Raw genomic sequence first — 23,700 nt, 5'->3', positions numbered from 1 at the left:
AAGTAGTCAGGAGGTGTACAGATGTCAAGAATTGGTAATGCACCGATTGAAATCCCAGCTGGCGTAACTGTTACGGTTGGCGAGGACAATCTGGTCAAAGTAAAGGGCCCGAAAGGTGAACTTTCCCGCCATATTCATCCGGATATTAAAGTAACTGTCGATGGCGCAATCTGCAAAGTTGAGCGTCCGTCCGACGATAAGAACCACAGATCTCTCCATGGTCTGTCCCGTTCCCTCATCAACAACATGGTTGTTGGTGTAACGGAAGGTTTCTCCAAGAATCTCGAAATCAATGGTGTCGGCTACCGTGCCCAGCTTAAGGGTAACACGCTGAACCTGTCCCTTGGTTTCTCTCACCCGGTTGTTGTTGAGCCGCCGCAGGGCATCAAATTCGAGTGCCCGTCTGCGAACGCTATCACGGTTTCTGGTATCGATAAAGAGGTCGTTGGCCAGATTGCTGCAGAGATCCGCAGCTTCCGTGAGCCGGAGCCGTACAAAGGCAAAGGTATCAAATATGCTGGCGAGCATATCCGTCGTAAAGAGGGTAAAGCTGGCGCAAAGGGTAAGAAATAAGGTACTGATTCGAGAAAGGAGTGAATCCCTGTGCTTCTTAAAGCAGATAAGAATAAGGCACGTCAGAAACGTCATCTGCGTGTCCGCAACCATATCGCAGGTACGGCAGCTCGTCCGCGCCTCAACGTTTATCGCAGCCTGGCAAACATTTACGCTCAGGTTATTGATGATGAGAACGGCGTGACGCTCGTGTCCGCTAGCTCCCAGGATAAGGGTTTCGAGAACTACGGTGGTAACATCGAGGCTGCAAAAGCTGTCGGTGCTGAAGTTGCTAAACGTGCTCTCGAAAAGGGCATCAAAGAGGTCGTATTCGACCGTGGCGGTTATGTTTACCATGGCCGTGTTGCTGCTCTGGCTGAGGCCGCTCGTGAAGCTGGTCTGAAATTCTAAATCATCGATATAAGGAGGTAAATGAATGGCTAGAAATATGGACAACGAAACTCCAGAGTTTGAGGAGAAAGTTGTATATATCAATCGAGTAGCTAAAGTCGTCAAAGGCGGCCGTCGCTTCTCGTTCAGCGCCCTTGTCGTTGTTGGCAACAAGAAAGGCAAAGTTGGTGTTGGCCTCGGCAAAGCTGCTGAGGTTCCGGAGGCAATCCGTAAAGGCGTTGAGGATGCAAAGAAAAACCTCGTAGAGGTTTCTCTCCTCGATGAGCGCACGATTCCTCATGAAATGGTTGGTATCTTCGGTGCTGGCCGCGTAATGCTCAAACCGGCTGCAAAAGGTACTGGTGTCATCGCTGGTGGCCCGGCTCGTGCCGTACTCGAGCTTGCAGGTATCAAAGATATTCTGACGAAGTCCCTTGGTTCTTCCAACCCGAACAACATGGTTCGTGCAACGATTGAAGGCCTCAAGGCTCTGAAGAATGCAGAAGCAGTTGCAGAGCTCCGCGGCAAAACGGTTCAGGAAATCTTAGGTTAATAGGAGGCTGTACAATGGCAAAAGTTAAAGTTACGCTTAAAAGAAGCCTCATCGGCCGCCCGGAAACGCAGCGCAAGACGGTTCGCGCTCTGGGCCTGCGCAAAATCAACTCTGTTGTTGAGCTTCCGGACAACCCGGCCATCCGTGGCCAGCTCCACAAAGTTGAGCATCTGATCGCAGTAGAAGAAATCGCAGACTAATCATAGAACAGGAGGTGCACTAGATGAAATTACATGAATTACAGCCAGCAGCTGGTTCCCGTAAAGTCCGCAACCGTGTAGGTCGCGGTATCGGCTCCGGCAACGGCAAGACTTCCGGTAAGGGCATGAAAGGTCAGAATTCTCGTAGCGGCGGCGGCGTTCGCACTGGCTTCGAGGGTGGCCAGATGCCGCTCTATCGTCGTCTCCCGAAACGCGGCTTCAAGAATATCTGGGCGAAAACCTACGCTGAGGTTAACGTTGAGTCCCTGAATCGTTTCGAGGATGGTGCAACGGTTGATCCGGTAGCTCTGGTTGAGTCCGGTATCCTGAAGAACGTTCAGGACGGCATCCGTGTTCTCGGCAATGGCGAGCTCACGAAGAAGCTGACGGTTCGCGCTAACGGCTTCACGAAATCCGCAGAAGAGAAGATTACGGCAGCAGGCGGCAAAGTCGAGGTGATCTGAGGTGCTCTCAGCCCTTGGCAATGTATGGAAAATCCCGGAACTTCGCCAGAAAATCACGTTTACGTTGATCATGTTTGCGATATTCCGGATGGGAACCCATATTCCGGTACCGGGAGTTGACCCGACGGCAATTGAGCAGTTGTTTGCCAACGGTAACCTCTTCGGTCTGTTAGATCTTTTTTCTGGTGGTGCTTTTAGTAAGTTCTCTATCTTCGCTATGTCCATTACTCCGTATATCAACGCTGCGATTATCATTCAGCTTTTGAATGTTGTAATCCCGACGTTGGAGCAGTGGTCCAAGGAAGGTCAGGAGGGCCATAAGAAAACCACCCAGGTAACGCGCTATCTTACGGTAGTGCTGGCATTCTTTCAGGCAATTGGCATGGCCATTGGCCTGAAGGCTGCCATATTAAATCCGAATCCAGTCAACATCCTGATTATTGCAATCACGCTGACGGCTGGTACGGTGTTCCTCATGTGGCTCGGTGAACAGATTACGGCTCAGGGCGTTGGTAATGGTATTTCCCTTATCATCTTCGCTGGTATCGTTGCTGCTCTGCCGAAAAACATTGGAACGATTTATCACTACGTTCAGGCTGGTACGATCAGCTACTTCAGCGTGTTCATGTTCGCTGTCATCGCCATCGCGATGGTTGTGTTCGTTGTTCATGTTGAGAACGGCTTCCGCCGTATCCCCATTTCCTATGCGAAACGGGTAGTAGGGCAGAAAGCTTATGGTGGTCATTCCAGCCACATCCCGCTCAAGGTTAACCAGGCGGGAGTTATCCCAATAATCTTTGCGTCATCCGTGCTGATGTTTCCGGTAACCATTGCCCAGTTTATTGATATTCCCTGGGTAAAGACGATTGCCAGTTATCTTGAGTGGGGAAAACCGCTTCAGACCACGTTATACGTTGGTATGATCATCTTCTTCACTTATTTTTATACTGCGGTTACCGTAAAGATATCGGATATGGCAGAGAATCTGAAAAAATACGGTGGTTTCATTCCGGGCATTCGTCCGGGACAGCCAACGGCAGATTATTTAGATCATGTCATGACACGTATCACCCTTGCGGGCTCCATATTCCTGGCCTTTATCGCAGTCCTGCCGAACTTGGTTGCTGGTGCAACTCATATTGAAGGCGTTTACTTCGGCGGTACGGCACTGCTCATCGTTGTTGGCGTTGCGCTGCAGACGATGAAACAGATAGAGTCCATGATTGTAATGCGTCACTACGAAGGGTTCATGAAATAAGAGGAGGCAAAACCATGCATATCTTGTTAATGGGCCCCCCGGGTGCCGGCAAAGGCACGCAGGCGGCTGAACTGGTCAAAGAGTTCAACATTCCGCATATCTCCACGGGCGACATGTTCCGTGCTGCTATGAAGGAAGGTACGGAGATGGGCAAACTTGCTAAGTCCTATATCGACGCTGGCAATTTGGTTCCGGATTCCGTTACGGTCGGCATTGTGCGTGACCGTTTGGCTCAGGACGACTGCAAAAAAGGTTTCATTCTCGATGGTTTTCCGCGTACGGTCGAGCAGGCTGATGCCCTCGACGGTATCATGAAGGACCTCGGCTTGAGCCTGAAGCGTGTACTGAACATCAACGTTCCAGCTGCTGACCTCGTTGAGCGCGCAGTTGGACGCCGCATCTGCAAGAAGTGTGGTGCTACCTATCATGTCAAATTCAATCCTTCCCAGAAGGACGGCGTTTGCGATGAGTGCGGTGGCGAGCTCTTCCAGCGTGCGGATGATACGGCTGAGACGATGACCAATCGCCTTTCCGTATACGAAGCTTCCACGAAGCCGCTGATTGAGTATTATCAGAAAGCTGGCATCTATACGGAAGTTGATGGCAGACAGGCGATTGACAAAGTCACGAAAGATCTCGTTGAGACCCTGAAAGACTGAGTTATATCTGTTGGTGAAATTCACTGAACGATAGAAGTTATTGTAAGGGCGGCAAAAAAAATATTTGCCGCCCATTACAATGATTATAAGAAATATAGAGACAACCTGTTGTTGGGCATGGCATTAAAAGAAAATGCAAAAGCTCCTTAGATGACTTTGGCCCAACCAATTTCCATAAAAGGAGAAAAACATGTCGAAGCAAGATGTTATCGAAGTAGAGGGCAAAGTTCTGGAGGCACTGCCGAATGCAATGTTCCAGGTTGAGCTCGAGAATGGTCATGTTGTACTGGCGCATGTATCCGGCAAGATTCGCATGAACTTCATCCGCATTCTTCCCGGTGACAAAGTCACTATCGAACTCACGCCATATGACTTAACGCGTGGCCGTATAACCTACCGATTCAAATAAGTCATCTCCGCTTTTGCGGGTTTAAAAATATTTACCTTTTTTTTCGTTTGCTACTAGGCAGGACGGAATAAACATGGTATACTAGCAAAATGAGACTGACAATAAAGAAAAGGGGGCAACCACAAGATGAAGGTAAAACCGTCAGTAAAACGGATTTGTGAAAAATGCAAAGTCATTAAACGCAAAGGCCGTGTTATGGTCATCTGCGAAAATCCGAAACATAAACAGAGACAAGGTTAATTATTGAATAAGGAGGTGCTTTATTAATGGCACGTATTGCCGGTGTAGATTTACCCCGTGACAAGAGAATTGAAATTGCATTGACGTACATTTTTGGTATTGGTTTGAAGACTTCGAAGGATCTTCTTCAGGAGACTGGCATCAACCCGGATACCCGTACGCGTGACCTCACGGAGGATGAAGTTGTAAAACTTCGTGATGCCATCGATAAGAGCGTTCTCGTCGAAGGTGACCTTCGCCGTGAGCGTCAGATGAACATCAAACGACTCGTTGATATCGGCTGCTACCGTGGTCGTCGCCACCGTCTTGGCCTTCCTGTCCGTGGACAGAACACTAAGAACAACGCCCGCACGCGTAAAGGCCCGAAAAAGGCTGTAGCAGGCAAGAAGAAAGACTAATAAAGGAGGGTTAACTGGTGGCAGTTAAGAAAGCAGTTCGCACGAAGAAAAAAGTTCGTAAGAACATTGAATATGGCGTAGCGCACATCAGCTCTACGTTCAACAACACGATTGTAACGCTCACTGATAAGAGCGGTAATGCACTTTCCTGGGCTAGCGCAGGCGGCCTTGGTTTCCGTGGTTCCCGTAAGAGCACTCCGTTCGCAGCTCAGATGGCTGCTGAGACGGCTGCTAAAGCAGCTATGGAGCACGGCCTCAAGCAGGTCGAGGTTTACGTTAAGGGTCCTGGTGCTGGCCGTGAAGCCGCAATCCGTTCCCTGCAGGCAACGGGCCTCGAGGTTAACATGATCAAAGATGTTACCCCGATTCCGCACAATGGCTGCCGTCCGCCGAAGCGTAGAAGAGTTTAATAGGAGGTGCAATTACTAGATGGCAATTGATAGAGTACCAGCCATTAAAAGATGCCGTGCACTTGGCATCGAGCCGGCTGTTATTGGTCGTTCCAAAGAATCGAAACGTCAGCCGCGTCGTACGAACCGTAAGGTTTCTGAGTATGGTCTGCAGCTGAAAGAAAAGCAGAAAGCAAAGTTCATCTACGGTGTACTGGAGAAACAGTTCCGTGGATACTACGATAAAGCTAAGAAGATGCAGGGCGTAACGGGTGAAAACCTGCTGGGCCTTCTTGAGCGTCGTCTTGACAATGTCGTTTTTCGTCTTGGCCTTGCTAATACGCGCCGTCAGGCTCGTCAGCTTGTTCGTCATGGTCATTTCACGGTCAACGGCAAACGTCTGGACATCCCTTCGGCACTGGTTTCCGCTAACGACGTTATCGCTGTTAGCGAGAAGAGCCAGAGCAATGCCTTCTTTAAAGAGCTCAAAGAGAGCAACAACGCTCTGTCCGCTCCGGCATGGCTCCAGGCTGATCAGGCCAACCTTACGGGTACGGTAACTCGTTTCCCGAACCGTGAAGAGATCGATGTTCCTGTCAATGAGCAGGCTATCGTCGAGTTGTACTCCAAATAATGAATATTTGTGCCTGTGTGCATAGTGTTTCATTGATTATTGAGGAGGTTCATTTCAGATGATAGACATCGAGAAACCGAAAATTGAAATTGCGGAAATCAGTGAAGACAACCGTTACGGTAAATTCATCTGCGAGCCGCTCGAGCGTGGTTATGGCACGACGTTTGGCAACAGCCTGCGCCGTATGCTCCTGTCCTCGCTGGAGGGTGCTGCAATTACCTCCATCCGGATCGATGGCGTTCTCCACGAGTTCTCCACGATTCCGGGTGTCCGGGATGACGTAACCAATATCGTCCTGAACCTGAAGCAGCTCTGCCTCAAAATGCAGGGCAATGAGCCGAAGGTTATCCGCATTGACGTGGAAGGCGAGAAGGAAGTTACGGCTGCCGACATCATCTGTGATGCCGACATTGAGATTCTCAATCCGGACCTCCATATTGCTACGGTTGATGAGACGGGCAAACTCAAGATTGAGATGACCGTTGAACGCGGCCGCGGCTACGTTCCGGCTGACAAGAACAAGAAGCCGGAAGATTCGATTGGTATCATTCCAATTGATTCCATTTTCTCCCCGGTACAGCGCGTGAACTACACCGTACAGGATACGCGTGTAGGCAATGTCACGGACTATGACAAGCTGATTCTTGAAGTTTGGACCGATGGTTCGCTTCGTCCGGAAGAAGCTGTCAGCAAGGCTGCTGGCATTCTCGTCATGCACCTCAAACTGTTCCAGAACATGGACGGTCTGCCGGATGAGATTGAGGAGGAGGAGGCATCCTTCCCAGAAGAGGTAGAGGATGATTCTTCGAAGGTCCTCGAAATGACCATTGAAGACCTCGACCTCTCGGTACGTTCCTTCAACTGCCTGAAACGCGCTAACATCAACACGGTCGCTGACCTTGCTGAGAAGACGGAAGATGACATGATGAAGGTCCGCAACCTCGGACGCAAATCTCTTGAGGAAGTCAAGAAGAAGCTCGAGGAACTCGGTTTGGCTCTGAGAGAAAACAACGATTGAAAAGAGGGAAATAAATGAGCTACAGAAAATTAGGACGTAACTCCGCAGCCCGTAAGGCGCTGTTTGCTAGCATTCTTACTTCCTTCTTCAGATATGGCCGCATTGAGACGACGGAAGCTAAGGCAAAAGAGCTCCGCAAATTTGCTGAGCAGCTGATCACGCTTGCAAAGCGTGGCGACCTGAGCGCTCGTCGCAAGGCTATCGCAGCCCTGTCTGATGAAGATGTTGTAAGAAAGCTGTTCGATGAGATCGCAGCTAAATACGCTGACCGCCAGGGCGGTTACACGCGTATCCTGAAACTCGGCGTACGCCGTGGTGACGCTGCTCCGATGGTTATCATCGAGCTCGTCTAATTATGACATATGGACCTCAGTCTTCGGACTGAGGTCTTTTTTTGTTAACTTAAGAGAATATTTGAATTAACGATGAAATCACGGTATAATGAATGGCGTGACGGTTAGAAAAGAGGAGAAGCGAATGTCATTCATAGAATTCCATGATTTGACACATTGTTATAATCAAGGCCAGGAAAATGAACATAAGGCGATTGGTGGAGTAAAACTCTCAATTGAAAAAGGGTCCTTTACCGCTATATTGGGGCGGAATGGTTCGGGGAAATCAACCTTGGCAAAACACATTAATGGCCTGCTTTTGCCAACGGCTGGTAGCTGTCTCGTGGATGGCAAGGATACGCGGAAGGCGGAGGAGCTTTGGCAGATACGGCGGCAGGTGGGGATGGTGTTCCAGAATCCGGATAATCAGCTCATTGCGGCGGTGGTGGAAGATGATGTGGCTTTTGGTCCAGAGAATCTGGGCATGGAGCCCGAGGAGATTCGCCTTAAGGTTAATGCGGCATTGAGGGCGGTGAATATGGCCAAATACCGGACCTTTGCGCCCCATCTGTTATCAGGGGGGCAGAAGCAGCGCATTGCCATTGCTGGAGCCTTGGCTATGGATACGGAGTGCCTGGTTTTGGATGAGCCGACGGCGATGCTTGACCCCCAAGGGCGGGAGGAAGTGATGCGGACGGTGCAGAAGCTTCATGAGGAGCGGGGAATTACGATTGTGTATATCACCCATTTCATGGAAGAAGCTTCTGTAGCAGACCGGATTGTGGTCATGGATAAGGGGAATGTGGCAGCTGATGGCACGCCACGGGAGATTTTTGCTGACGTTCCCGGTATGAAGAAACGCGGCTTGGATGTTCCACTGGCGGCGGAGGTGGCCTGGCAGCTTCGCCATCAGGGAGTCAAGCTGCCGGAGACTATCCTCACGGAAGATGAATTGGTAGAGGCATTGGAGGCATATACGTGTCAATCGAATTAAAACAGGTCAGTTATACTTATATGCCCAAGACACCGTATGAACATAAGGCGCTGGATGATGTGTCTTTTACGCTGGCTGAGGGGAGTTTTACGGCCATTGCTGGTCATACTGGGTCGGGAAAGTCAACCCTTGTCCAGCATTTGAACGGCCTGTTGCATCCGGAATGTGGGCAGGTCTTGGTAGATGGCGTGGATTTGGCGAATTCCTCCAAGACGGGACGCCAAGCGGCTAAGGAAGCCCGCAATAAGGTGGGCATGGTGTTCCAGTATCCGGAACAGCAGTTGTTTGAAGAGACGATTGCGGCAGATATTGCTTTTGGCCCGAAGAATCAGGGGCTGGAGGGGGAAGCCTTGGTAAAGCGTGTCAAAGAGGCCATGGAGCTAATGGGCCTTGATTATGCGGCTTATAAAGATCGCTCGCCATTTCAGCTCAGTGGTGGCCAGAAGCGCCGGGTGGCTATTGCCGGTGTCCTGGCCCTCCGCCCGAAATACTTGGTGTTGGATGAACCCACGGCAGGTCTTGATCCGCAGGGGCGGGAAGATTTGATTCAGACTATTTGCCATTTGCGCAAGAAATGGAAGCTCACCATTGTATTTGTTTCGCATAACATGGAAGATATTGCCCGTCTGGCGGATTCTGTGGTGATTATGAATCATGGACAAATGGCAATCAAAGCGGCTCCACAGACAGCTTTTGAACAAGTAGAACTCCTGCAGGCGGCTGGTTTGCAGGAACCACAGATGCTTCATCTGCTGCATCGCCTGCAGGCGGTGGGGCTTCCGGTGAAGACGGATGGGATTCAGCTGGAAGATGGCATCCGTGCGATCAAGGAGGCATTGTCACATGTTAAGTAATATCACGATTGGACAGTACTTTCCGGGAAATAGCATCCTGCATCGTTTGGATCCGCGGGTGAAAGTTTTGTTGCTGTTTTTCTTTTTGATTGAGATTTTCTTGTTCAGCAATGCGGTGGCTTATGGGATTTTTTCCGCCGTTACCTTTGCGTTGATGCTGCTTTCGGGGGTTCCGCTTCGGATGCTGCTTCGTTCGCTTAAACCGCTTTGGTGGATTATTCTTTTTACCTTTGTCATCCATTTGTTCAGCAATCCGGGGACGCCTATAGCTCAGTTTTTGCTGTTTACCGTGACCTGGGAAGGGCTGCGGATGGGTTGTTTTATTTCCCTGCGGCTGGTTTTGCTCATTCTGATGAGTTCGCTGTTAACCTTTACCACGAGTCCGCTAAAACTTACCGATGCTTTGGAGAGTTTGCTATCTCCCTTCCGCCGCTTTGGGCTGCCTGCCCATGAGCTGGCCATGATGATGACGATTGCCCTGCGGTTTATTCCGACGCTGATTGAGGAAACGGATAAAATCATGAAGGCGCAGCAGTCCCGGGGGGCGGATTTTACCACGGGAAATGTGATGAAGCGCTTGCGGAATATGGTGCCGATTCTGGTGCCGTTGTTCCTGTCGGCTTTCCGGCGGGCAGATGAATTGGCCATGGCTATGGAAGCTAGATGTTATCGTGGTGGTGTTGGGCGCACCCAGATGAAGTCATTGAAGACAGGGGCTATTGACTACCTGGCGATTGGCGGATTTATCCTGTTGACGGCGTCACTGATTGGCGTCAAGGTGCTGGCATAAGCGAAGAAAGGAATGGCATGAAACCAGAACATAAAGTGGAGATGAAGGCGAGAGCCCGCAATATCGTTTTGACGGTGGCCTACGATGGAACAGCCTATCATGGCTTTCAGCGTCAGACGCCGCCGGTGGTAGCGGTGCAAAATGTACTGGAAGAAAAATTGCAACAGGTCTTTGGTGATACGATTGAGCTGGCGGCTTCGGGGCGTACCGATGCCGGGGTACATGCCTATGGGCAGGTGGTAAATTTCTTTACCAATGGCACGATACCGACGGAGCGCATCGTGCGGGCGGTGAACAGCCTGCTGCCGCCGGATATCGTGGTAAAGGAAGCCCATGAGGCGGATTTCGATTTCAGTGCCCGCCACAGTGCGAAGTCTAAGACCTATATCTATCGCATTCAACAGGGGGAGACGGGCAGTCCCTTCACCCAGCGGTATGCTTGGTATGAGCGGCGGCCGCTGGATATAACGGCTATGCAGCAGGCTTTGGACTGCATCCTGGGCACCCATGATTTCAGTGCGTTCCGGGCTGCAGGCGGCGCCCCCATGCTTCCGATACGCACCATGTATGAGGCCAAGGTGGAGAAAAAGGAAAACGGCATGTTGGAGTTTTCTATCCATGGCAATGGCTTTCTTTATCATATGGTTCGCAACATCATCGGTACGGTGGTGAATGTGGGGCTGGGGCGGCTGACGGTAGCGGATTTCCAGCGAATTATGGACAGCCTTGACCGGAAGCAGGCTAGTGCTACGGCACCAGCTTGCGGGCTCTATCTCTATAAAGTAGAATATTGATTCTAAGCGTTGGTAAGCAGAAAGTTCCGCTTTTTATGTATTACTGACGCTTATTTTTATTGGTTGTGTGATAATTCGGCTTGCACGGTACTTGCATATGGGGTAAAATATGAAAAGACCCTGTAAAAGGAGGGTCTTTACTCGTATGCATTTTTTCAGGTGGTGAAACTATGGATTCCCTATTAAAAGTTGGTATTGATGTAGGTTCTACGACCATCAAATTGGTGGTATTGGACCACGAGAAAAATATTCTTTACAAGAATTACGCTCGCCACTTTTCGGAGATTGGCAATGCCCTGCAGGAAAATCTGACGCATCTCAAGACGATTGTGGGAGAACGGAAATTTTCCTTTGCGCTTACCGGTTCGGCCGGTATGGGTATTGCTCAGCGCATTGGACTGCCCTTTGTGCAGGAGGTTATTGCCTGTGCAACGGCTGTCCGGGAGCTTATTCCGCAGACGGATACCGTTGTGGAACTCGGCGGTGAGGATGCGAAAATTACGTATTTCGGGGATGCACCGGAGCAGCGCATGAATGGTGTCTGTGCTGGCGGTACGGGCTCGTTCATCGACCACATGGCTTCGCTGTTGTCGACGGATGCGCCGGGACTTAATGCCCTCGCTGCCAAAGGCAAACAGATCTACACGATAGCTTCGCGCTGTGGTGTTTTTGCCAAGACGGATATCCAGGCCCTTATGAATGATGGGGCGGAAAAAGCGGATATTGCTCTGTCGATTTTTCAGGCGGTGGTCAATCAGACCATCGGCAATCTGGCCCAGGGGCGTCCAATTGATGGCAAGGTGGCCTTCTTAGGCGGGCCGCTTCATTTTCTGCCAGAACTTAAAAAACGCTTTATCGAGACACTGAAATTGGATTCGGAGCATGTTGTCGCTGTGGATTACGGCAACTATTTTGTCGCGATGGGTTCAGCCCTGTCGGATGAAGCGAAGAACATCGATGTAGCGCAGCTGGAGACGAGCATTGAGCGTGCCAAGGAAGCGGCGGCTACGGAGACGCGCAAGGCGGATTTTACGCTGTTTGACAGCCAGGAGGAATATGAAGCCTTCAAGCGGCGCCACGATAAGGATAAGGTAAAGCGTGGCGAGTTGACAGCTTATGAAGGGCCGGTCTATGTTGGCATCGATGCTGGTTCGACGACGACGAAAATCACAGCTATCGGCCGCGATAAGGAGATTCTCTATACCTCCTATGGCAGCAATCAGGGGTCGCCGCTTACGACGGTGGTTCGCGAGTTTAAGGAACTTTACAAGGCGATGCCGGAATCGGCCTGGATTGCTGGCACCATGACGACGGGCTATGGTGAAGCCATTGTCAAGGCGGCTATCCACGCCGATGGCGGTGAGGTTGAGACCTTTGCCCATCTGCGGGCGGCCCAGGAATTCTGCCCCGAGGTCACCTTTGTCCTTGATATTGGCGGCCAGGATATGAAGTGTTTCTTCGTCAAGGATGGCAGCATCGGCAATATCACCCTCAATGAGGCTTGCTCGGCGGGCTGTGGTTCCTTTATCCAGAACTTTGCCGAAGGTCTGCATATGACGCCAGCGGAGTTTGCGAAAAAGGCGCTGACCTCTAAGGCGCCCGTTGATCTCGGCACGCGCTGTACGGTCTTCATGAATTCGAAGGTCAAGCAGGCGCAGAAAGAGGGGGCGGAAGTCGCTGATATTTCGGCGGGCATTGCCTTCTCGGTCATCAAGAATGCCCTGTTCAAGGTCATGCAGCTTAAGGACGTTCGTGAGCTTGGCGACCATATCGTCGTGCAGGGGGGGACCTTCTACAACGATGCGGTGCTGCGCTGCATGGAGAAACTGCTGGATCGCGACGTCATCCGTCCGGATATTGCCGGGCTTATGGGAGCTTATGGTGCCGCTATCCTGGCCCTGGAGACCGGGGCGGAAAAATCGGCGGTCTTGTCGGTAGACGAACTGCAGAATTTTACGGTGGACACGAGCTCTTACCGTTGCAAGGGTTGCGGCAACAAATGCCTGATCACGATGCAGAAGTTCCCCGATGGCAGCAAGTATTTCACGGGGAACCGCTGTGAGCGCGGCGTGGGCGGCGAAAAACAGACTCAGGAGCAGACGCCGAACATCTACAAGTATAAGTACGACCGCGTATTCAAATATTACAAGCCCCAGGCTGATGCCGAGCGGGGCCGCATCGGTATCCCGCGGGTGCTCAATATGTACGAAGATTACCCGTTCTGGTTTACCTTCCTCGATAAGCTCGGCTATGAAGTCGTACTGTCGGGCAAGTCGAGTGCCAAGATGTACTATAAGGGCATGGCGACGGTGCCGTCGGATTCCCTTTGCTATCCGGCCAAGATTACCCATGGCCATATCGTCGATCTCATCGAGAAGGGCGTAAAAAAGATTTTTTATCCCTGTGAGCCATACAATATGGAGGACGATGTCAACGAGTCGGACAACCATTTCAACTGTCCGATTGTTGCCTCGTATGCCGAAAATATCCGTGGCAATATGGATATCCTGCGGGAGCAGAATATCGACTTTATACAGCCTTTCCTACCGATTCATGATAAGAAACGACTGATTGTGCGCCTCTATGAGGAGCTGGGCCGCAAGGAAGGGATTTCCAAACAGGAAATCGCGGCGGCAGTTGAGGCGGCCTATAAGGAAATCGAGCAGTATCGTCAGGATGTCCGCGACTATGGCGCAAAGATTCTCGCCCGGATTGAAAAGACTGGGGAGCAGGCAATTTTGCTGGTGGGCCGTCCCTATCATGTGGATCCGGAAATCAATCACGGCATTCCCGAGATGATCCAATCCTATAAGTTGCCAATCCTTTCGGAGGATGCGGTCTATCATCTGCCGGTCAAGTCCGGGAAGCTCAAGGTCGTCAATCAGTGGAGCTATCATGCACGCCTCTATCATGCGGCTCAGTTCGTGGCAGAGCATGACAATCTGACGCTGATTCAGTTCAGCTCCTTTGGCTGCGGTTTGGATGCGCTGACTACTGGCCAGTGCAAGGAAATCCTCGAACAGCATCATCGCATCTATACGATGATCAAGCTTGATGAGGTATCGAACCTCGGGGCAGCTCGCATCCGCCTGCGTTCGCTGATGGCAGCGCTCACGCGCCGCACGCCGGTGGCTTATAAGGAAATCAAACCGATTGAGCGCCCGCGCTTTACGGAGGAGTGCAAGGCTACCCATACCATCCTGGCACCGCAGATGGCGCCCATTCACTTTGAACTTTTCAAGACGGCTATCCGCAAGTATGGCTATAATGTTGTCATTCCGCCGATGCCGGGTAAAGAAGCCATTGACACAGGTCTGCGTTATGTCAACAACGATATGTGCTATCCGGCCATTGTGGTCATCGGCCAGCTTATCCAGGCGTTAAAGTCAGGCCTGTGCGACCCAAACCACACGAGCATTATGCTGTTCCAGACCTGTGGTGCCTGCCGGGCGACGAATTATCTCAGCGTCCTGCGGGAGGCCCTCAAATATGCGGGGTATCCGCAGGTGCCGGTTTTTGCGGTCCATGGATTGAAGGATGAGACCGACGCCTTTAATCTCGACCGGGCCATGCTTATCGATGCCATCAAGGCGGCCATTTATGGTGATACCCTGATGAATGTGCGCAATCGCATGATGCCTTATGAGACGACGCAGGGGGCAACTCAGGCTCTTTCCCGCAAGTGGATGGATCGCTGCAAAGCTGAAATCAATCACGGCAGTTACTTCAAGTTCAAGAAGAACATCAAGGCCATGGTGCGGGATTTTGACAACCTGCCCATCGATGAAAACCTCTGGAAGCCGAAGGTGGGTATCGTCGGTGAGATTCTCGTCAAGTACCATCCGGTGGCCAATAACCACATCGAGAAGGTGCTTATGGATGAGGGGGCCGAGGTGGTCATGCCGGATTTTGTGGACTTCTTCCTCTATTCGGCTTACGATTCCATTGCCAAGCATAAATTGTTGGCTGGCAAGTACAAAGACCAGTTCTTTGGCAAGATGTTCATCAAGGCCATCGAATTTTTCCGCAAGCCCATGCGTAAGGCACTCAAGGAGAGTAAACACTTCACGCCGCCCCATACGATTTATGAGACGGCTGAGCTCGCTGCGCGCCATGTGAGCCTTGGCAATATGGCTGGTGAAGGCTGGTTCCTGACTGGTGAGATGGTAAAACTCATCGACGAAGGAGTCCCTAACGTGGTCTGCCTGCAGCCCTTTGGCTGCCTGCCCAACCACATCACGGGCAAGGGAGTCATGCATGAGCTGCGCACGAGCTACAAGGGGGCCAACATCACCGCCATCGACTGCGATGCTGGCTCAAGTGAAGTCAACCAGCTTAATCGTCTGAAACTCATGCTGGCGGTGGCCAAAGAACGCGGCCCAAAACAGGCAGTGGATGAAAAAATAAAATTGAAACAGGCAAGACCGTAAGTGGTCTGGATGAAAGCCTTCTTTCCTCGGGGAAAGAAGGCTTTTTTGTAACAAAATTTCAAGGACACATGTCCTGAATTATTGACAGAAGGAAAAAATGCCGTTATGATATTTTTTGTAGGAGTTTTCATCTATTATTTCAGTGGGAGACGATATAATCCATGAAAGAGTACAAACCATTTAAATCCGGTAAGGTTCGTGAAGTCTATGATGCAGAGGACAGCATCATCATGGTGGCTACGGACCGCATCTCCGCCTTTGACCATATCTTGAAGAACAAGATAACGGATAAAGGCGCTATTTTAACGCAGATGTCCCGGTTCTGGTTCGACTTTACGAAAGACATTCTGCCGAATCACATGATTTCGGTGGATAACAAGGAAATGCCAGAGTTTTTCCAGCAGGACGGGTTCGTTGGCAACAGCATGAAATGCAAAAAGCTCACGATGATTCCCATGGAGTGCATTGTGCGCGGTTACATCACGGGCAGCGGCTGGGAAAGCTACAAGGAAAACGGCACGGTTTGCGGCATCAAACTGCCGGAGGGCCTCGTTGAGTCCCAGAAACTGCCCGAGCCGATTTTCACGCCGAGTACGAAGGCGGAGCTCGGTGACCACGATGAAAATGTCTCCCTCGAAAAGGGTGCGGAAGTTCTGGAGAAGGCTTTCCCGGGACATGGCCGCGAATATGTAGAAAAAGTACGGGATTACACGATTGCGATTTACAAGAAATGCGCCGAGTATGCGCTTTCCCGCGGCATCATCATTGCCGATACCAAATTCGAGTTTGGCCTTGACGAAGAGGGCAATATCGTATTGGGGGATGAGGTGCTGACGCCGGACAGCTCTCGCTTCTGGCCGCTGGATGGCTACAAAGAGGGCCAGAGTCAGCCGTCTTATGACAAGCAGTTTGTTCGTGATTGGCTTAAGGAAAATCCGGATAGCGATTATGAGCTGCCTCAGGAAATCATTGATAAGACGATTGCGAAATACAAGGAAGCTTTTAAGAAGCTGACGGGCAAAGATTTTGCATAATGGTTTGTTTCCAAGGAATGCGGACCTGTAGCGGGTCCGTATTTCTAGTCACAAAGAAAGGAGAGCATGAGTAATGAAAGTTGCAGTAATGATGGGAAGCGATTCCGATTGGCCGATTTTGAAGCCAGCGGTAGAACTGTTGAAGTCCTTCGGTATCGAGTCTGAGGTTATCGTGGCGTCGGCTCATCGTACGCCGGCAAAAGTCCGTGAAGTCGTGCTCAGTGCACCGGAAAAAGGGATTGGTGCGTTCATCGTGGCGGCAGGGGCTGCGGCTCATCTGGCAGGTGTGGTAGCAAGCTATACGACGCTGCCGGTTATTGGTGTGCCCATCAACGCTACGCCCCTTAATGGCATGGATGCACTTTTGAGCACGGTCCAGATGCCGTCGGGTATTCCCGTGGCGACGATGGCCGTCAACGGTGCTAAGAATGCGGCGATCTTTGCTGTGGAGATCTTTGCGGTGGCGGATAAGGAGCTCGCGCAGAAATTGGCGGATTACCGCACGAAAATGATCCAGGAAGTTGAAAAGAAAGCAGCCCGTGTTGCTGCCCAGCTTTAAGCTGCGCGCGCAATCGGACTGTTTTTTTGAACGCAAAAATGAAGCAATCGTGTATTTATAAAAAGGAAAAGAGAGAACAAAATAACCATGTATGAAAATGGCTATAACTTAGAACCGAAATGGAAAGAGGAATGCGGCGTCTATGGTGTCTATTCCCATACCGAAGATGTATCGGGCATGACCTATCTGGGACTCTATGCCCTGCAGCATCGCGGCCAGGAAAGCGCTGGCATCGCCATCACCGATGGCGCCTGGATGGATGTTACGCGCGGCATGGGCCTTGTCAATGAGGTGTTCCGTCATCAGGTCCCTCATATGGAAAATCAGTGCATCGCCATCGGCCATGTGCGTTATTCGACGACGGGATCGAGCCTGCTGGCTAACACCCAGCCGCTGATGGTCAACTATGCGGGGGGCAAGATCGCTTTGGCCCATAACGGCAACCTGACCAATGCGGCGGAGATTCGTCATGACCTTGAGCAGCAGGGAACGATCTTCCAGACGTCGATTGACTCGGAGGTCTTTGTCAACCTGATTGCCCGCTCTCGTCAGGAGACCATCGAGGACAAGGTCATCGAAAGTCTCAAGAAAATCAAGGGGGCTTACTGCTTGACTATCATGACCGAGAGCAAGCTCATCGGTGCCCGCGACCCGCAAGGGTTCCGTCCCCTTTGCATCGGCAAGACCGAGGAAGGCAGCTATATCATTTCCTCGGAGACCTGTGGCCTTGACGTGGTGGGAGCTGAATTCGTCCGCGATGTACTGCCCGGCGAGATGGTAGTTATTGACGAAGAGGGCATCAAGTCTTATCCCTTTGCCACGGAGGAGCCCAAGGCAGCTTGCATTTTTGAGTACATCTACTTTGCTCGTCCTGACTCGGTCATCGATGGCCAGAGCGTCCATGATGCCCGTTTTATGATGGGCCGAATGCTGGCCCGCGAGTCGGGCTGCCAGGGCGACATCGTCATTTCGGTTCCGGACTCGGGCACGACGGCCGCTACGGGCGTGGCCTATGAGTCGGGCATTCCCTTTGTCGAAGGCCTGATCAAGAACCGCTATATCGGCCGTACCTTTATCCAGCCGACTCAGAAGAAGCGCGATACGGCGGTGAAGCTCAAGCTCAACGCTATCCGTTCGGTAGTTGCGGGTAAGCGCGTCATCATGGTGGATGATTCCATCGTTCGCGGTACCACCAGCGGCAAGATCGTTAAGATGCTCCGCAATGCCGGGGCCAAGGAAGTCCATATGCTCATCAGCAGTCCGCCGATTGGCTATCCCTGCTACTATGGCATCGATACGTCGGTGCGCAAGGAGCTCATCGCAGCGACCAAGAGTGTCGAGGAAATCCGCGAGTACATCGGCGCCGATACGCTGCATTTCCTGAGCATTGAAGGCCTCAAGCAGTCGGTATCCGCCGTTGACCCTGAGGCGATGTGCTACGCCTGCTTCAACAGTGCCTATCCGATCGAGGATGGGGAAAAGCCGGCTGGCGACAGCAAATATGTATTTGAACAGCGCAAGTGTTAAGAGAGGATAGAAATGGCAGAACAACTTACTTATAAAGATTCCGGTGTTGATATCGATGCAGGCAATAAATCCGTCCAGCTGATAAAGGACAGCGTAAAAGCTACCTATCGCCCGGAGGTCCTCGGTGACCTCGGCGGCTTTGGCGGCCTGTTCGCGCTGACGGCTGGCAAGTACAAAGAGCCGGTGCTGGTTTCGGGGACCGATGGCGTCGGTACGAAACTGCGCCTGGCTTTCATGCTGGACAAGCACGATACGGTGGGCCAGGATGCTGTGGCCATGTGTGTCAACGATATCCTCGTACAGGGTGCTGAGCCCCTCTTTTTCCTTGATTACTTGGCTGTGGGCAAGCTCGACCCGGAGCAGGTAGCTGATGTGGTCAAGGGCGTAGCAAATGCCTGCAAGGAATCGGGCTGTGCGCTGATCGGCGGCGAGACGGCCGAGATGTCTGGCTTCTATCCGGTGGGCGAATACGATATCGCTGGCTTTGCTGTCGGTGCTGTCGAAAAATCGAAACTCATCACCAGCGAGAAAGTCAAGGAAGGCGACGTGGTTCTGGGCCTGCCGTCTTCGGGCGTTCATTCCAATGGCTATTCGCTGGTGCGCAAGATCTGCTTTGACCTCAAGGGCTTCAAGGGTGATGAGTATATCGAGGAGCTGGGCAAGACCATCGGCGAAGAGCTTCTGACGCCGACGCGCCTTTATCCGAAGTCCTGCCTGCCCCTTATCGAGAACTTTGATATCCACGGCATGGTCCATATCACGGGGGGCGGCTTCTACGAGAACATTCCCCGTGCATTGCCGGAGGATATGGCGGTGGAAATCGATAGCTCGGTATGGCAGATGCCAGCAATCTTCAAACTACTGCAGCAGTGGGGCAACGTGGATTGGAAAGAGATGTACCGCACCTTCAACATGGGCATTGGCATGATCATCATCGCCAGCGCTGATGAGGCTGAGAAAATCAAGGCGCATCTTTCGGATGCTGGTGAGACGGTCTATGAAATTGGCCGTGTCGTAAAGGGCAATCATGATGTGACGATCAAAGGCGGCGTGTTCCATGACTGAGATGAAACAGAAATTAGGGGTCCTGTGTTCAGGGCGTGGCACGGATCTGCAGTCCATCATCGATGCCATCGGCCGCGGTGAGGTCAATGCCGAGATCGCTGTGGTGCTTGCCGATAAGCCCGAGGCCTTTGCCCTGGAGCGGGCGAAAAAGGCTGGCATCAAGGCCGTCTGCGTCAACCGCAAGCAGTACGATGGCCGTGAGCCCTTTGAAAAGGCCTTGATTGCTGAGCTCGAAGAAGCAGGGGTAACGTTGGTTGTCTTGGCTGGATTTATGCGAATCTTGACGCCAGTATTTGTGCATCATTTTGCCGGCCGCATCATGAATATCCATCCGGCGCTTTTGCCGAGCTTTCCCGGTGCCCATGCCCATCGCGATGTACTCGCCTATGGCGTAAAGGTCAGCGGCTGCACCGTACACTTTGTCGATGAAGGCACTGACAGCGGCCCGATTATCCTGCAGGCGGCAGTTCCTGTCCTCGATGGGGATACGGAAGAAACCCTGGGGGCCCGCGTTCTCGAGCAGGAGCATATCATCTATCCCCAGGCCATCCAGCTTTACTGCGAAGGACGGTTGCAGGTAGATGGACGTCAGGTACGGATTTTGGATTGAGTTTTTAGACAGAGGAGAATATATCCATGCAGATTAAACGCGCACTTATCAGCGTATCGAATAAAGACGGTGTTGTTGAGTTTGCTCGCCAGCTCCATGAGGCTGGTGTGGAAATCGTTTCGACGGGCGGCACGATGAAGGCCATCAAAGAGGCAGGCATCCCGGTCACTTATGTCAGCGATGTCACGGGCTTTCCGGAAATCATGGATGGCCGTGTGAAGACGCTGAATCCGTATATCCATGGCGGCATCCTGGCTGTTCGTGACAACGAAGAGCATGTCAAGCAGATGCAGGAGCATAAGATTACGGGCATCGACCTGGTAGCCGTCAATCTCTATCCGTTTAAGGAGACGATTGCCAAACCAAACGTCACGCTGGCGGAGGCCATCGAGAACATCGATATCGGCGGCCCGGCCATGGTCCGTGCAGCGGCGAAGAACTTCAAGTTCGTCACGATCGTGACGAATCCTGCCCGCTATGCAGAGATTGCCAAGCAGGTCAAGGAGAATGGCTGCGTCGATGACCGCACGCGCATGGAGCTTTCCCAGGAAGCCTTTGCCCATACGGCAGCCTATGATGCAATGATTAAAGATTATCTCCTTGAGCAGCTGAAGAAATAAGAGGGGTAGACGATGAATATTCTTGTTATTGGTTCGGGTGGCCGTGAGCATACGCTGGCCTGGAAGCTTTCCCAGTCGCCGAAGGCCACGAAACTCTATGCGATTCCGGGCAATCCGGGCATGGCCGAGGTGGCAGAATGCGTTGCGGGCATTTCCATCACCGATAATGATGCGGTGGCCGCCTTTGCCAAGGAAAAAGAGATTGACTTAGCTGTGGTTGGCCCGGAAGTTCCGCTGACAAATGGCCTGGTGGATGCCTTGAATGAGGTTGGCATCAAGGCCTTTGGCCCGACGAAACTGGCGGCTGAGATTGAAGGTTCGAAGGCTTTTTCGAAAGGCCTGATGAAGAAGTACAACATCCCGACGGCAAAATATGAAGTCTTTACCGAGGCTGATGCGGCCCGCGCTTATATCGAGCAGGAAGGGGCGCCGATTGTCATCAAGGCGGACGGTCTTGCCGCAGGCAAGGGTGTTATCGTTGCCATGACGAAAGAGGAGGCCCTGGCAGCCATTGCTGACATCATGGAGGACCAGGAATTCGGTACGGCGGGCAGCCGTGTCGTCATCGAGGAGTTCATGGAGGGCGAGGAAGCCTCGCTGCTCTGCTTCACTGATGGCAAGACCATCTGCCCGATGATCAGCTCCCAGGACCACAAGCGCGCCTATGATGGCGATAAAGGCCCGAACACGGGCGGCATGGGCACCTATGCACCAGCACCGGTCATGACGAAGGCCATGGTGGAGAAGGCATATGAGACAATTCTCGTACCGACCATCAAGGCCATGGAGCAGGAGGGGCGTCTTTATAAAGGCTGCCTCTATGCCGGCCTTATGATCACGGCTGAAGGGCCGAAGGTTGTCGAGTTCAACGCACGCTTTGGCGACCCGGAGACCCAGGTTGTCCTGCCACTTTTGGAAAGCGATCTGGTCGATATCATGCTGGCCTGTGCCGATGGCACCCTGGCCGGGCAGGACATCCAGTGGAGCGATGGCGCAGCTGTCTGCGTGGTCATGGCATCGGGGGGCTATCCGAAATCCTACCAGAAGGGCTTTGCCATTGCAGGCCTGGCGGAGGCCAAGGCCGCTGGTACGGAAGTATTCCATGCCGGTACGGCGGAGAAAGACGGCCAGATTGTCACGGCGGGCGGTCGCGTGCTCGGCGTCGTCGCCAAGGCTGATGATGTCAAGACGGCTGTGGACAAGGCGTATGCTGGTGTCAGGGAGATTTCCTTCCAGGATGCGTTCTACCGCAATGACATCGCACATCGTGCTTTGGAACGGCTCTAAAAATTAGATACGTAACAAGTATGTTTATTTTTGTATACTTGCTATAACTATTTACAACTTGACAGCTGTCTATTATAATTAATTATATAGACGTCGATGATGGACGCTCTGAAGTCTCCTTGGGGACTGCAGAGCGTTTTCTGTATCTAGGTATGATGTGTGGAAAATGTGTAGACAAGCTGGAGGGTTTTATGGATTTTGCAAAACTGATGGCTGACATTAATGATTTTGTCTGGGGACCCATCATGCTGGCCCTATTGGTCGGGACCGGGGTGTTTTTGACCATACGATTGAAGTTTTTGCCCTGGCGCAATCTGGGCTATGCAATACGGATGATTTTCCGGCAGAAAAAAGAACATGAAGGGGATATTTCGCCATTCCAATCGCTGATGACGGCGCTTTCGGCCACGGTGGGAACTGGTAATATCGTCGGCGTGGCGACGGCGATGGTTCTGGGGGGGCCTGGGGCGCTGGTATGGATGTGGATTAGTGCGGCCTTTGGCCTGTCGACGAAATACGGGGAGTCGGTGCTGGCAGTCAAGTACCGTGAGACCAACAGCGTTGGGGAAATGTCCGGCGGTCCGATGTACGCGATGAAGAACGGCATCAAAAACAAGTATGTTGGCCGGGGATTGGCTGCATTATTTGCATTTTTTGTCGTTGTCTCGTCCTTTGGTATCGGCAATATGACTCAGGCCAATTCTATTTCGGCGGCACTTCATACGAGCTTTGCGATTCCTTCCTGGCTGACAGGTAGTGTCGTAGCCATACTGGCTATGTCGGTATTGCTGCGCGGTATTCGCAGCATCGGCAAAGTGTCCAGCGTCGTAGTTCCTTCGATGGCAGCCTTTTATTTTGTGGTCGCCGTCATTGTGATAGTAGTAAACTTTGCGGCAGTGCCAGCAGGGGTGGCGGAGATGTTCCGCATGGCTTTTTCCTTTGATTCAGTGGCTGGCGGTGTCGGCGGCAGCATTGTAGCTTCGATGCTCACTTCCATGCGTTGGGGGGTAGCTCGTGGCGTATTCTCGAATGAGGCCGGCCTTGGTTCGGCACCAATTGCTGCGGCAGCTGCCCAGACGGATCATGCTTCCCGGCAGGGCTATGTCAACATGACGGGCACCTTCTTTGACACGATGATTGTCTGTATGCTTACGGGACTGGTCATCGCTTCTTCGGGGGCTTTAGGTACCGTTGACCCGGAGACGGGGAAGCTGGTATCGGGGGCACAGCTTACGATTTTGGCCTTTAGTTCGGTGTTTGGAGAGTATGCCAAGCTGATTGTATCGGTGGCACTGGCGTTGTTTGCGTTTTCGACGATTCTTGGCTGGGAATACTATGGCGAGAAGGCGCTGGAGTATCTCGTGAGCAATCGCAAGGTTATCATGGGCTATCGTGTTTTGTTCAGCTTGGTTACCTTTGTGGGGGCAACGACGGCGCTGGAGGTTGTGTGGAATTTCTCGGATACGATGAATGGTTTGATGGCAATACCAAACCTTATCTGTCTGCTGTGGCTCAATAAGGATATTGCCGACGAGTGTTTTGAATTCCAGAAAGTGGTAGTAGAACGGGAGAAACAGGGGGAAGACGTTGATTATCCGATTGACTCAGAAGATTTACAGATTTGAGCTGGGGAATCGATG

At 51.9% G+C, this 23,700-nt stretch carries 27 protein-coding genes; all 27 read left to right on the top strand.

Translation table 11 applies throughout. From position 1 onward, the window contains the following. The first annotated feature begins 21 nt into the window (after nucleotides 1-21). The 27 genes from rplF to BLQ36_RS00575 all read left to right on the top strand — a co-directional run bounded on the left by rplF (nucleotide 22) and on the right by BLQ36_RS00575 (nucleotide 23,685). Complete coding sequence (gene rplF / locus BLQ36_RS00705) at nucleotides 22-573, top strand: 50S ribosomal protein L6 (RefSeq protein ID WP_074513528.1); 552 nt, start codon at nucleotides 22-24, stop codon at nucleotides 571-573. Between the two features lie 30 nt (nucleotides 574-603). Then, a complete protein-coding gene (gene rplR, locus BLQ36_RS00700) occupies nucleotides 604-963 on the top strand; it encodes a 50S ribosomal protein L18 (RefSeq protein WP_033169651.1) in 360 nt (119 codons plus the stop codon). A 25-nt stretch (nucleotides 964-988) separates the two neighbouring features. After that, nucleotides 989-1,495 carry a 30S ribosomal protein S5 gene (gene rpsE / locus BLQ36_RS00695; protein WP_074513527.1) on the top strand — a complete coding sequence of 169 codons (507 nt, stop codon included), beginning with the start codon at nucleotides 989-991 and terminating at the stop codon, nucleotides 1,493-1,495. Nucleotides 1,496-1,509: 14 nt separating this feature from the next. Then, the gene (gene rpmD / locus BLQ36_RS00690; protein WP_033169649.1) at nucleotides 1,510-1,695 is read left to right on the top strand and encodes a 50S ribosomal protein L30; all 186 of its coding nucleotides are present in this window, start codon (nucleotides 1,510-1,512) and stop codon (nucleotides 1,693-1,695) included. Between the two features lie 23 nt (nucleotides 1,696-1,718). After that, nucleotides 1,719-2,159 (top strand): 50S ribosomal protein L15, encoded by a 441-nt coding sequence (gene rplO / locus BLQ36_RS00685; protein WP_033169648.1) that lies wholly within the window; start codon nucleotides 1,719-1,721, stop codon nucleotides 2,157-2,159. A 1-nt stretch (nucleotide 2,160) separates the two neighbouring features. Beyond that, on the top strand, nucleotides 2,161-3,417 hold the full coding sequence (gene secY / locus BLQ36_RS00680) for a preprotein translocase subunit SecY (protein WP_074513526.1): 1,257 nt from the start codon (nucleotides 2,161-2,163) through the stop codon (nucleotides 3,415-3,417). Between the two features lie 14 nt (nucleotides 3,418-3,431). Next, nucleotides 3,432-4,076, top strand: a complete 645-nt coding sequence (locus BLQ36_RS00675; protein ID WP_033169646.1) for an adenylate kinase — start codon at nucleotides 3,432-3,434, stop codon at nucleotides 4,074-4,076. Nucleotides 4,077-4,266: 190 nt separating this feature from the next. Continuing rightward, nucleotides 4,267-4,485, top strand: a complete 219-nt coding sequence (gene infA / locus BLQ36_RS00670) for a translation initiation factor IF-1 (RefSeq protein WP_009645081.1) — start codon at nucleotides 4,267-4,269, stop codon at nucleotides 4,483-4,485. Between the two features lie 126 nt (nucleotides 4,486-4,611). Then, nucleotides 4,612-4,725: a 50S ribosomal protein L36 gene (rpmJ, locus tag BLQ36_RS00665; RefSeq protein WP_014423857.1), complete on the top strand. Its 114-nt coding sequence runs from the start codon at nucleotides 4,612-4,614 to the stop codon at nucleotides 4,723-4,725. Nucleotides 4,726-4,751: 26 nt separating this feature from the next. After that, on the top strand, nucleotides 4,752-5,123 hold the full coding sequence (gene rpsM / locus BLQ36_RS00660) for a 30S ribosomal protein S13 (protein WP_033169645.1): 372 nt from the start codon (nucleotides 4,752-4,754) through the stop codon (nucleotides 5,121-5,123). A 17-nt stretch (nucleotides 5,124-5,140) separates the two neighbouring features. Continuing rightward, entirely contained in the window at nucleotides 5,141-5,533 is a 393-nt protein-coding gene (gene rpsK / locus BLQ36_RS00655; RefSeq protein WP_005842142.1) for a 30S ribosomal protein S11, read from the top strand. Between the two features lie 19 nt (nucleotides 5,534-5,552). Further along, complete coding sequence (gene rpsD / locus BLQ36_RS00650) at nucleotides 5,553-6,146, top strand: 30S ribosomal protein S4 (protein ID WP_074513525.1); 594 nt, start codon at nucleotides 5,553-5,555, stop codon at nucleotides 6,144-6,146. 58 nt (nucleotides 6,147-6,204) lie between these two features. After that, nucleotides 6,205-7,164 (top strand): DNA-directed RNA polymerase subunit alpha, encoded by a 960-nt coding sequence (locus BLQ36_RS00645; RefSeq protein WP_074513524.1) that lies wholly within the window; start codon nucleotides 6,205-6,207, stop codon nucleotides 7,162-7,164. A 14-nt stretch (nucleotides 7,165-7,178) separates the two neighbouring features. Further along, nucleotides 7,179-7,517, top strand: a complete 339-nt coding sequence (gene rplQ, locus BLQ36_RS00640; RefSeq protein ID WP_033169642.1) for a 50S ribosomal protein L17 — start codon at nucleotides 7,179-7,181, stop codon at nucleotides 7,515-7,517. A gap of 124 nt (nucleotides 7,518-7,641) precedes the next feature. Then, entirely contained in the window at nucleotides 7,642-8,490 is an 849-nt protein-coding gene (locus BLQ36_RS00635; RefSeq protein ID WP_074513523.1) for an energy-coupling factor transporter ATPase, read from the top strand. Continuing rightward, nucleotides 8,475-9,344 carry an energy-coupling factor transporter ATPase gene (locus BLQ36_RS00630; protein ID WP_074513522.1) on the top strand — a complete coding sequence of 290 codons (870 nt, stop codon included), beginning with the start codon at nucleotides 8,475-8,477 and terminating at the stop codon, nucleotides 9,342-9,344. Before BLQ36_RS00635 ends, BLQ36_RS00630 begins: the two co-directional genes overlap by 16 nt. After that, on the top strand, nucleotides 9,334-10,134 hold the full coding sequence (locus tag BLQ36_RS00625; protein ID WP_074513521.1) for an energy-coupling factor transporter transmembrane component T family protein: 801 nt from the start codon (nucleotides 9,334-9,336) through the stop codon (nucleotides 10,132-10,134). Before BLQ36_RS00630 ends, BLQ36_RS00625 begins: the two co-directional genes overlap by 11 nt. Nucleotides 10,135-10,151: 17 nt before the next feature. Then, entirely contained in the window at nucleotides 10,152-10,928 is a 777-nt protein-coding gene (gene truA / locus BLQ36_RS00620) for a tRNA pseudouridine(38-40) synthase TruA (RefSeq protein ID WP_074513520.1), read from the top strand. A gap of 170 nt (nucleotides 10,929-11,098) precedes the next feature. Then, nucleotides 11,099-15,358, top strand: coding sequence for a 2-hydroxyacyl-CoA dehydratase (locus BLQ36_RS00615; protein ID WP_074513519.1), 4,260 nt, complete (start codon nucleotides 11,099-11,101; stop codon nucleotides 15,356-15,358). A gap of 161 nt (nucleotides 15,359-15,519) precedes the next feature. After that, nucleotides 15,520-16,392: a phosphoribosylaminoimidazolesuccinocarboxamide synthase gene (locus BLQ36_RS00610; RefSeq protein ID WP_074513518.1), complete on the top strand. Its 873-nt coding sequence runs from the start codon at nucleotides 15,520-15,522 to the stop codon at nucleotides 16,390-16,392. 73 nt (nucleotides 16,393-16,465) lie between these two features. After that, nucleotides 16,466-16,951, top strand: a complete 486-nt coding sequence (gene purE, locus BLQ36_RS00605; protein ID WP_074513517.1) for a 5-(carboxyamino)imidazole ribonucleotide mutase — start codon at nucleotides 16,466-16,468, stop codon at nucleotides 16,949-16,951. Between the two features lie 87 nt (nucleotides 16,952-17,038). Beyond that, nucleotides 17,039-18,478, top strand: coding sequence for an amidophosphoribosyltransferase (purF, locus tag BLQ36_RS00600; protein ID WP_074513516.1), 1,440 nt, complete (start codon nucleotides 17,039-17,041; stop codon nucleotides 18,476-18,478). A 12-nt stretch (nucleotides 18,479-18,490) separates the two neighbouring features. After that, on the top strand, nucleotides 18,491-19,543 hold the full coding sequence (gene purM / locus BLQ36_RS00595; RefSeq protein WP_074513515.1) for a phosphoribosylformylglycinamidine cyclo-ligase: 1,053 nt from the start codon (nucleotides 18,491-18,493) through the stop codon (nucleotides 19,541-19,543). Next, the gene (gene purN / locus BLQ36_RS00590; protein WP_081342166.1) at nucleotides 19,536-20,153 is read left to right on the top strand and encodes a phosphoribosylglycinamide formyltransferase; all 618 of its coding nucleotides are present in this window, start codon (nucleotides 19,536-19,538) and stop codon (nucleotides 20,151-20,153) included. Before purM ends, purN begins: the two co-directional genes overlap by 8 nt. 26 nt (nucleotides 20,154-20,179) lie before the next feature. After that, nucleotides 20,180-20,773, top strand: a complete 594-nt coding sequence (locus BLQ36_RS00585; protein ID WP_074513514.1) for an IMP cyclohydrolase — start codon at nucleotides 20,180-20,182, stop codon at nucleotides 20,771-20,773. 12 nt (nucleotides 20,774-20,785) lie between these two features. Further along, complete coding sequence (gene purD / locus BLQ36_RS00580; protein WP_074513513.1) at nucleotides 20,786-22,060, top strand: phosphoribosylamine--glycine ligase; 1,275 nt, start codon at nucleotides 20,786-20,788, stop codon at nucleotides 22,058-22,060. Nucleotides 22,061-22,251: 191 nt separating this feature from the next. After that, complete coding sequence (locus tag BLQ36_RS00575; RefSeq protein ID WP_074513512.1) at nucleotides 22,252-23,685, top strand: alanine/glycine:cation symporter family protein; 1,434 nt, start codon at nucleotides 22,252-22,254, stop codon at nucleotides 23,683-23,685. Nucleotides 23,686-23,700 lie beyond the last annotated feature (15 nt).

Source organism: Selenomonas sp. WCT3, assembly GCA_900100835.1.
GTDB lineage: Bacteria > Bacillota > Negativicutes > Selenomonadales > Selenomonadaceae > Selenomonas_A > Selenomonas_A ruminantium_E.
Note: the sequence above shows the minus strand (reverse complement) of the source record. Positions and strands in the feature narration are given on the sequence as shown.

What these genes read in the sequence shown, in the direction of transcription:
- rplF (WP_074513528.1), top strand. Translation starts at nt 22, where the DNA reads ATGTCAAGAATTGGTAATGCACCGATTGAAATCCCAGCTGGCGTAACT.
- rpsE (WP_074513527.1), top strand. Translation starts at nt 989, where the DNA reads ATGGCTAGAAATATGGACAACGAAACTCCAGAGTTTGAGGAGAAAGTT.
- rpmD (WP_033169649.1), top strand. Translation starts at nt 1,510, where the DNA reads ATGGCAAAAGTTAAAGTTACGCTTAAAAGAAGCCTCATCGGCCGCCCG.
- rplO (WP_033169648.1), top strand. Translation starts at nt 1,719, where the DNA reads ATGAAATTACATGAATTACAGCCAGCAGCTGGTTCCCGTAAAGTCCGC.
- BLQ36_RS00675 (WP_033169646.1), top strand. Translation starts at nt 3,432, where the DNA reads ATGCATATCTTGTTAATGGGCCCCCCGGGTGCCGGCAAAGGCACGCAG.
- infA (WP_009645081.1), top strand. Translation starts at nt 4,267, where the DNA reads ATGTCGAAGCAAGATGTTATCGAAGTAGAGGGCAAAGTTCTGGAGGCA.
- rpmJ (WP_014423857.1), top strand. Translation starts at nt 4,612, where the DNA reads ATGAAGGTAAAACCGTCAGTAAAACGGATTTGTGAAAAATGCAAAGTC.
- rpsM (WP_033169645.1), top strand. Translation starts at nt 4,752, where the DNA reads ATGGCACGTATTGCCGGTGTAGATTTACCCCGTGACAAGAGAATTGAA.
- rpsD (WP_074513525.1), top strand. Translation starts at nt 5,553, where the DNA reads ATGGCAATTGATAGAGTACCAGCCATTAAAAGATGCCGTGCACTTGGC.
- BLQ36_RS00645 (WP_074513524.1), top strand. Translation starts at nt 6,205, where the DNA reads ATGATAGACATCGAGAAACCGAAAATTGAAATTGCGGAAATCAGTGAA.
- rplQ (WP_033169642.1), top strand. Translation starts at nt 7,179, where the DNA reads ATGAGCTACAGAAAATTAGGACGTAACTCCGCAGCCCGTAAGGCGCTG.
- BLQ36_RS00635 (WP_074513523.1), top strand. Translation starts at nt 7,642, where the DNA reads ATGTCATTCATAGAATTCCATGATTTGACACATTGTTATAATCAAGGC.
- BLQ36_RS00625 (WP_074513521.1), top strand. Translation starts at nt 9,334, where the DNA reads ATGTTAAGTAATATCACGATTGGACAGTACTTTCCGGGAAATAGCATC.
- truA (WP_074513520.1), top strand. Translation starts at nt 10,152, where the DNA reads ATGAAACCAGAACATAAAGTGGAGATGAAGGCGAGAGCCCGCAATATC.
- BLQ36_RS00615 (WP_074513519.1), top strand. Translation starts at nt 11,099, where the DNA reads ATGGATTCCCTATTAAAAGTTGGTATTGATGTAGGTTCTACGACCATC.
- BLQ36_RS00610 (WP_074513518.1), top strand. Translation starts at nt 15,520, where the DNA reads ATGAAAGAGTACAAACCATTTAAATCCGGTAAGGTTCGTGAAGTCTAT.
- purE (WP_074513517.1), top strand. Translation starts at nt 16,466, where the DNA reads ATGAAAGTTGCAGTAATGATGGGAAGCGATTCCGATTGGCCGATTTTG.
- purF (WP_074513516.1), top strand. Translation starts at nt 17,039, where the DNA reads ATGTATGAAAATGGCTATAACTTAGAACCGAAATGGAAAGAGGAATGC.
- purM (WP_074513515.1), top strand. Translation starts at nt 18,491, where the DNA reads ATGGCAGAACAACTTACTTATAAAGATTCCGGTGTTGATATCGATGCA.
- purN (WP_081342166.1), top strand. Translation starts at nt 19,536, where the DNA reads ATGACTGAGATGAAACAGAAATTAGGGGTCCTGTGTTCAGGGCGTGGC.
- BLQ36_RS00585 (WP_074513514.1), top strand. Translation starts at nt 20,180, where the DNA reads ATGCAGATTAAACGCGCACTTATCAGCGTATCGAATAAAGACGGTGTT.
- purD (WP_074513513.1), top strand. Translation starts at nt 20,786, where the DNA reads ATGAATATTCTTGTTATTGGTTCGGGTGGCCGTGAGCATACGCTGGCC.
- BLQ36_RS00575 (WP_074513512.1), top strand. Translation starts at nt 22,252, where the DNA reads ATGGATTTTGCAAAACTGATGGCTGACATTAATGATTTTGTCTGGGGA.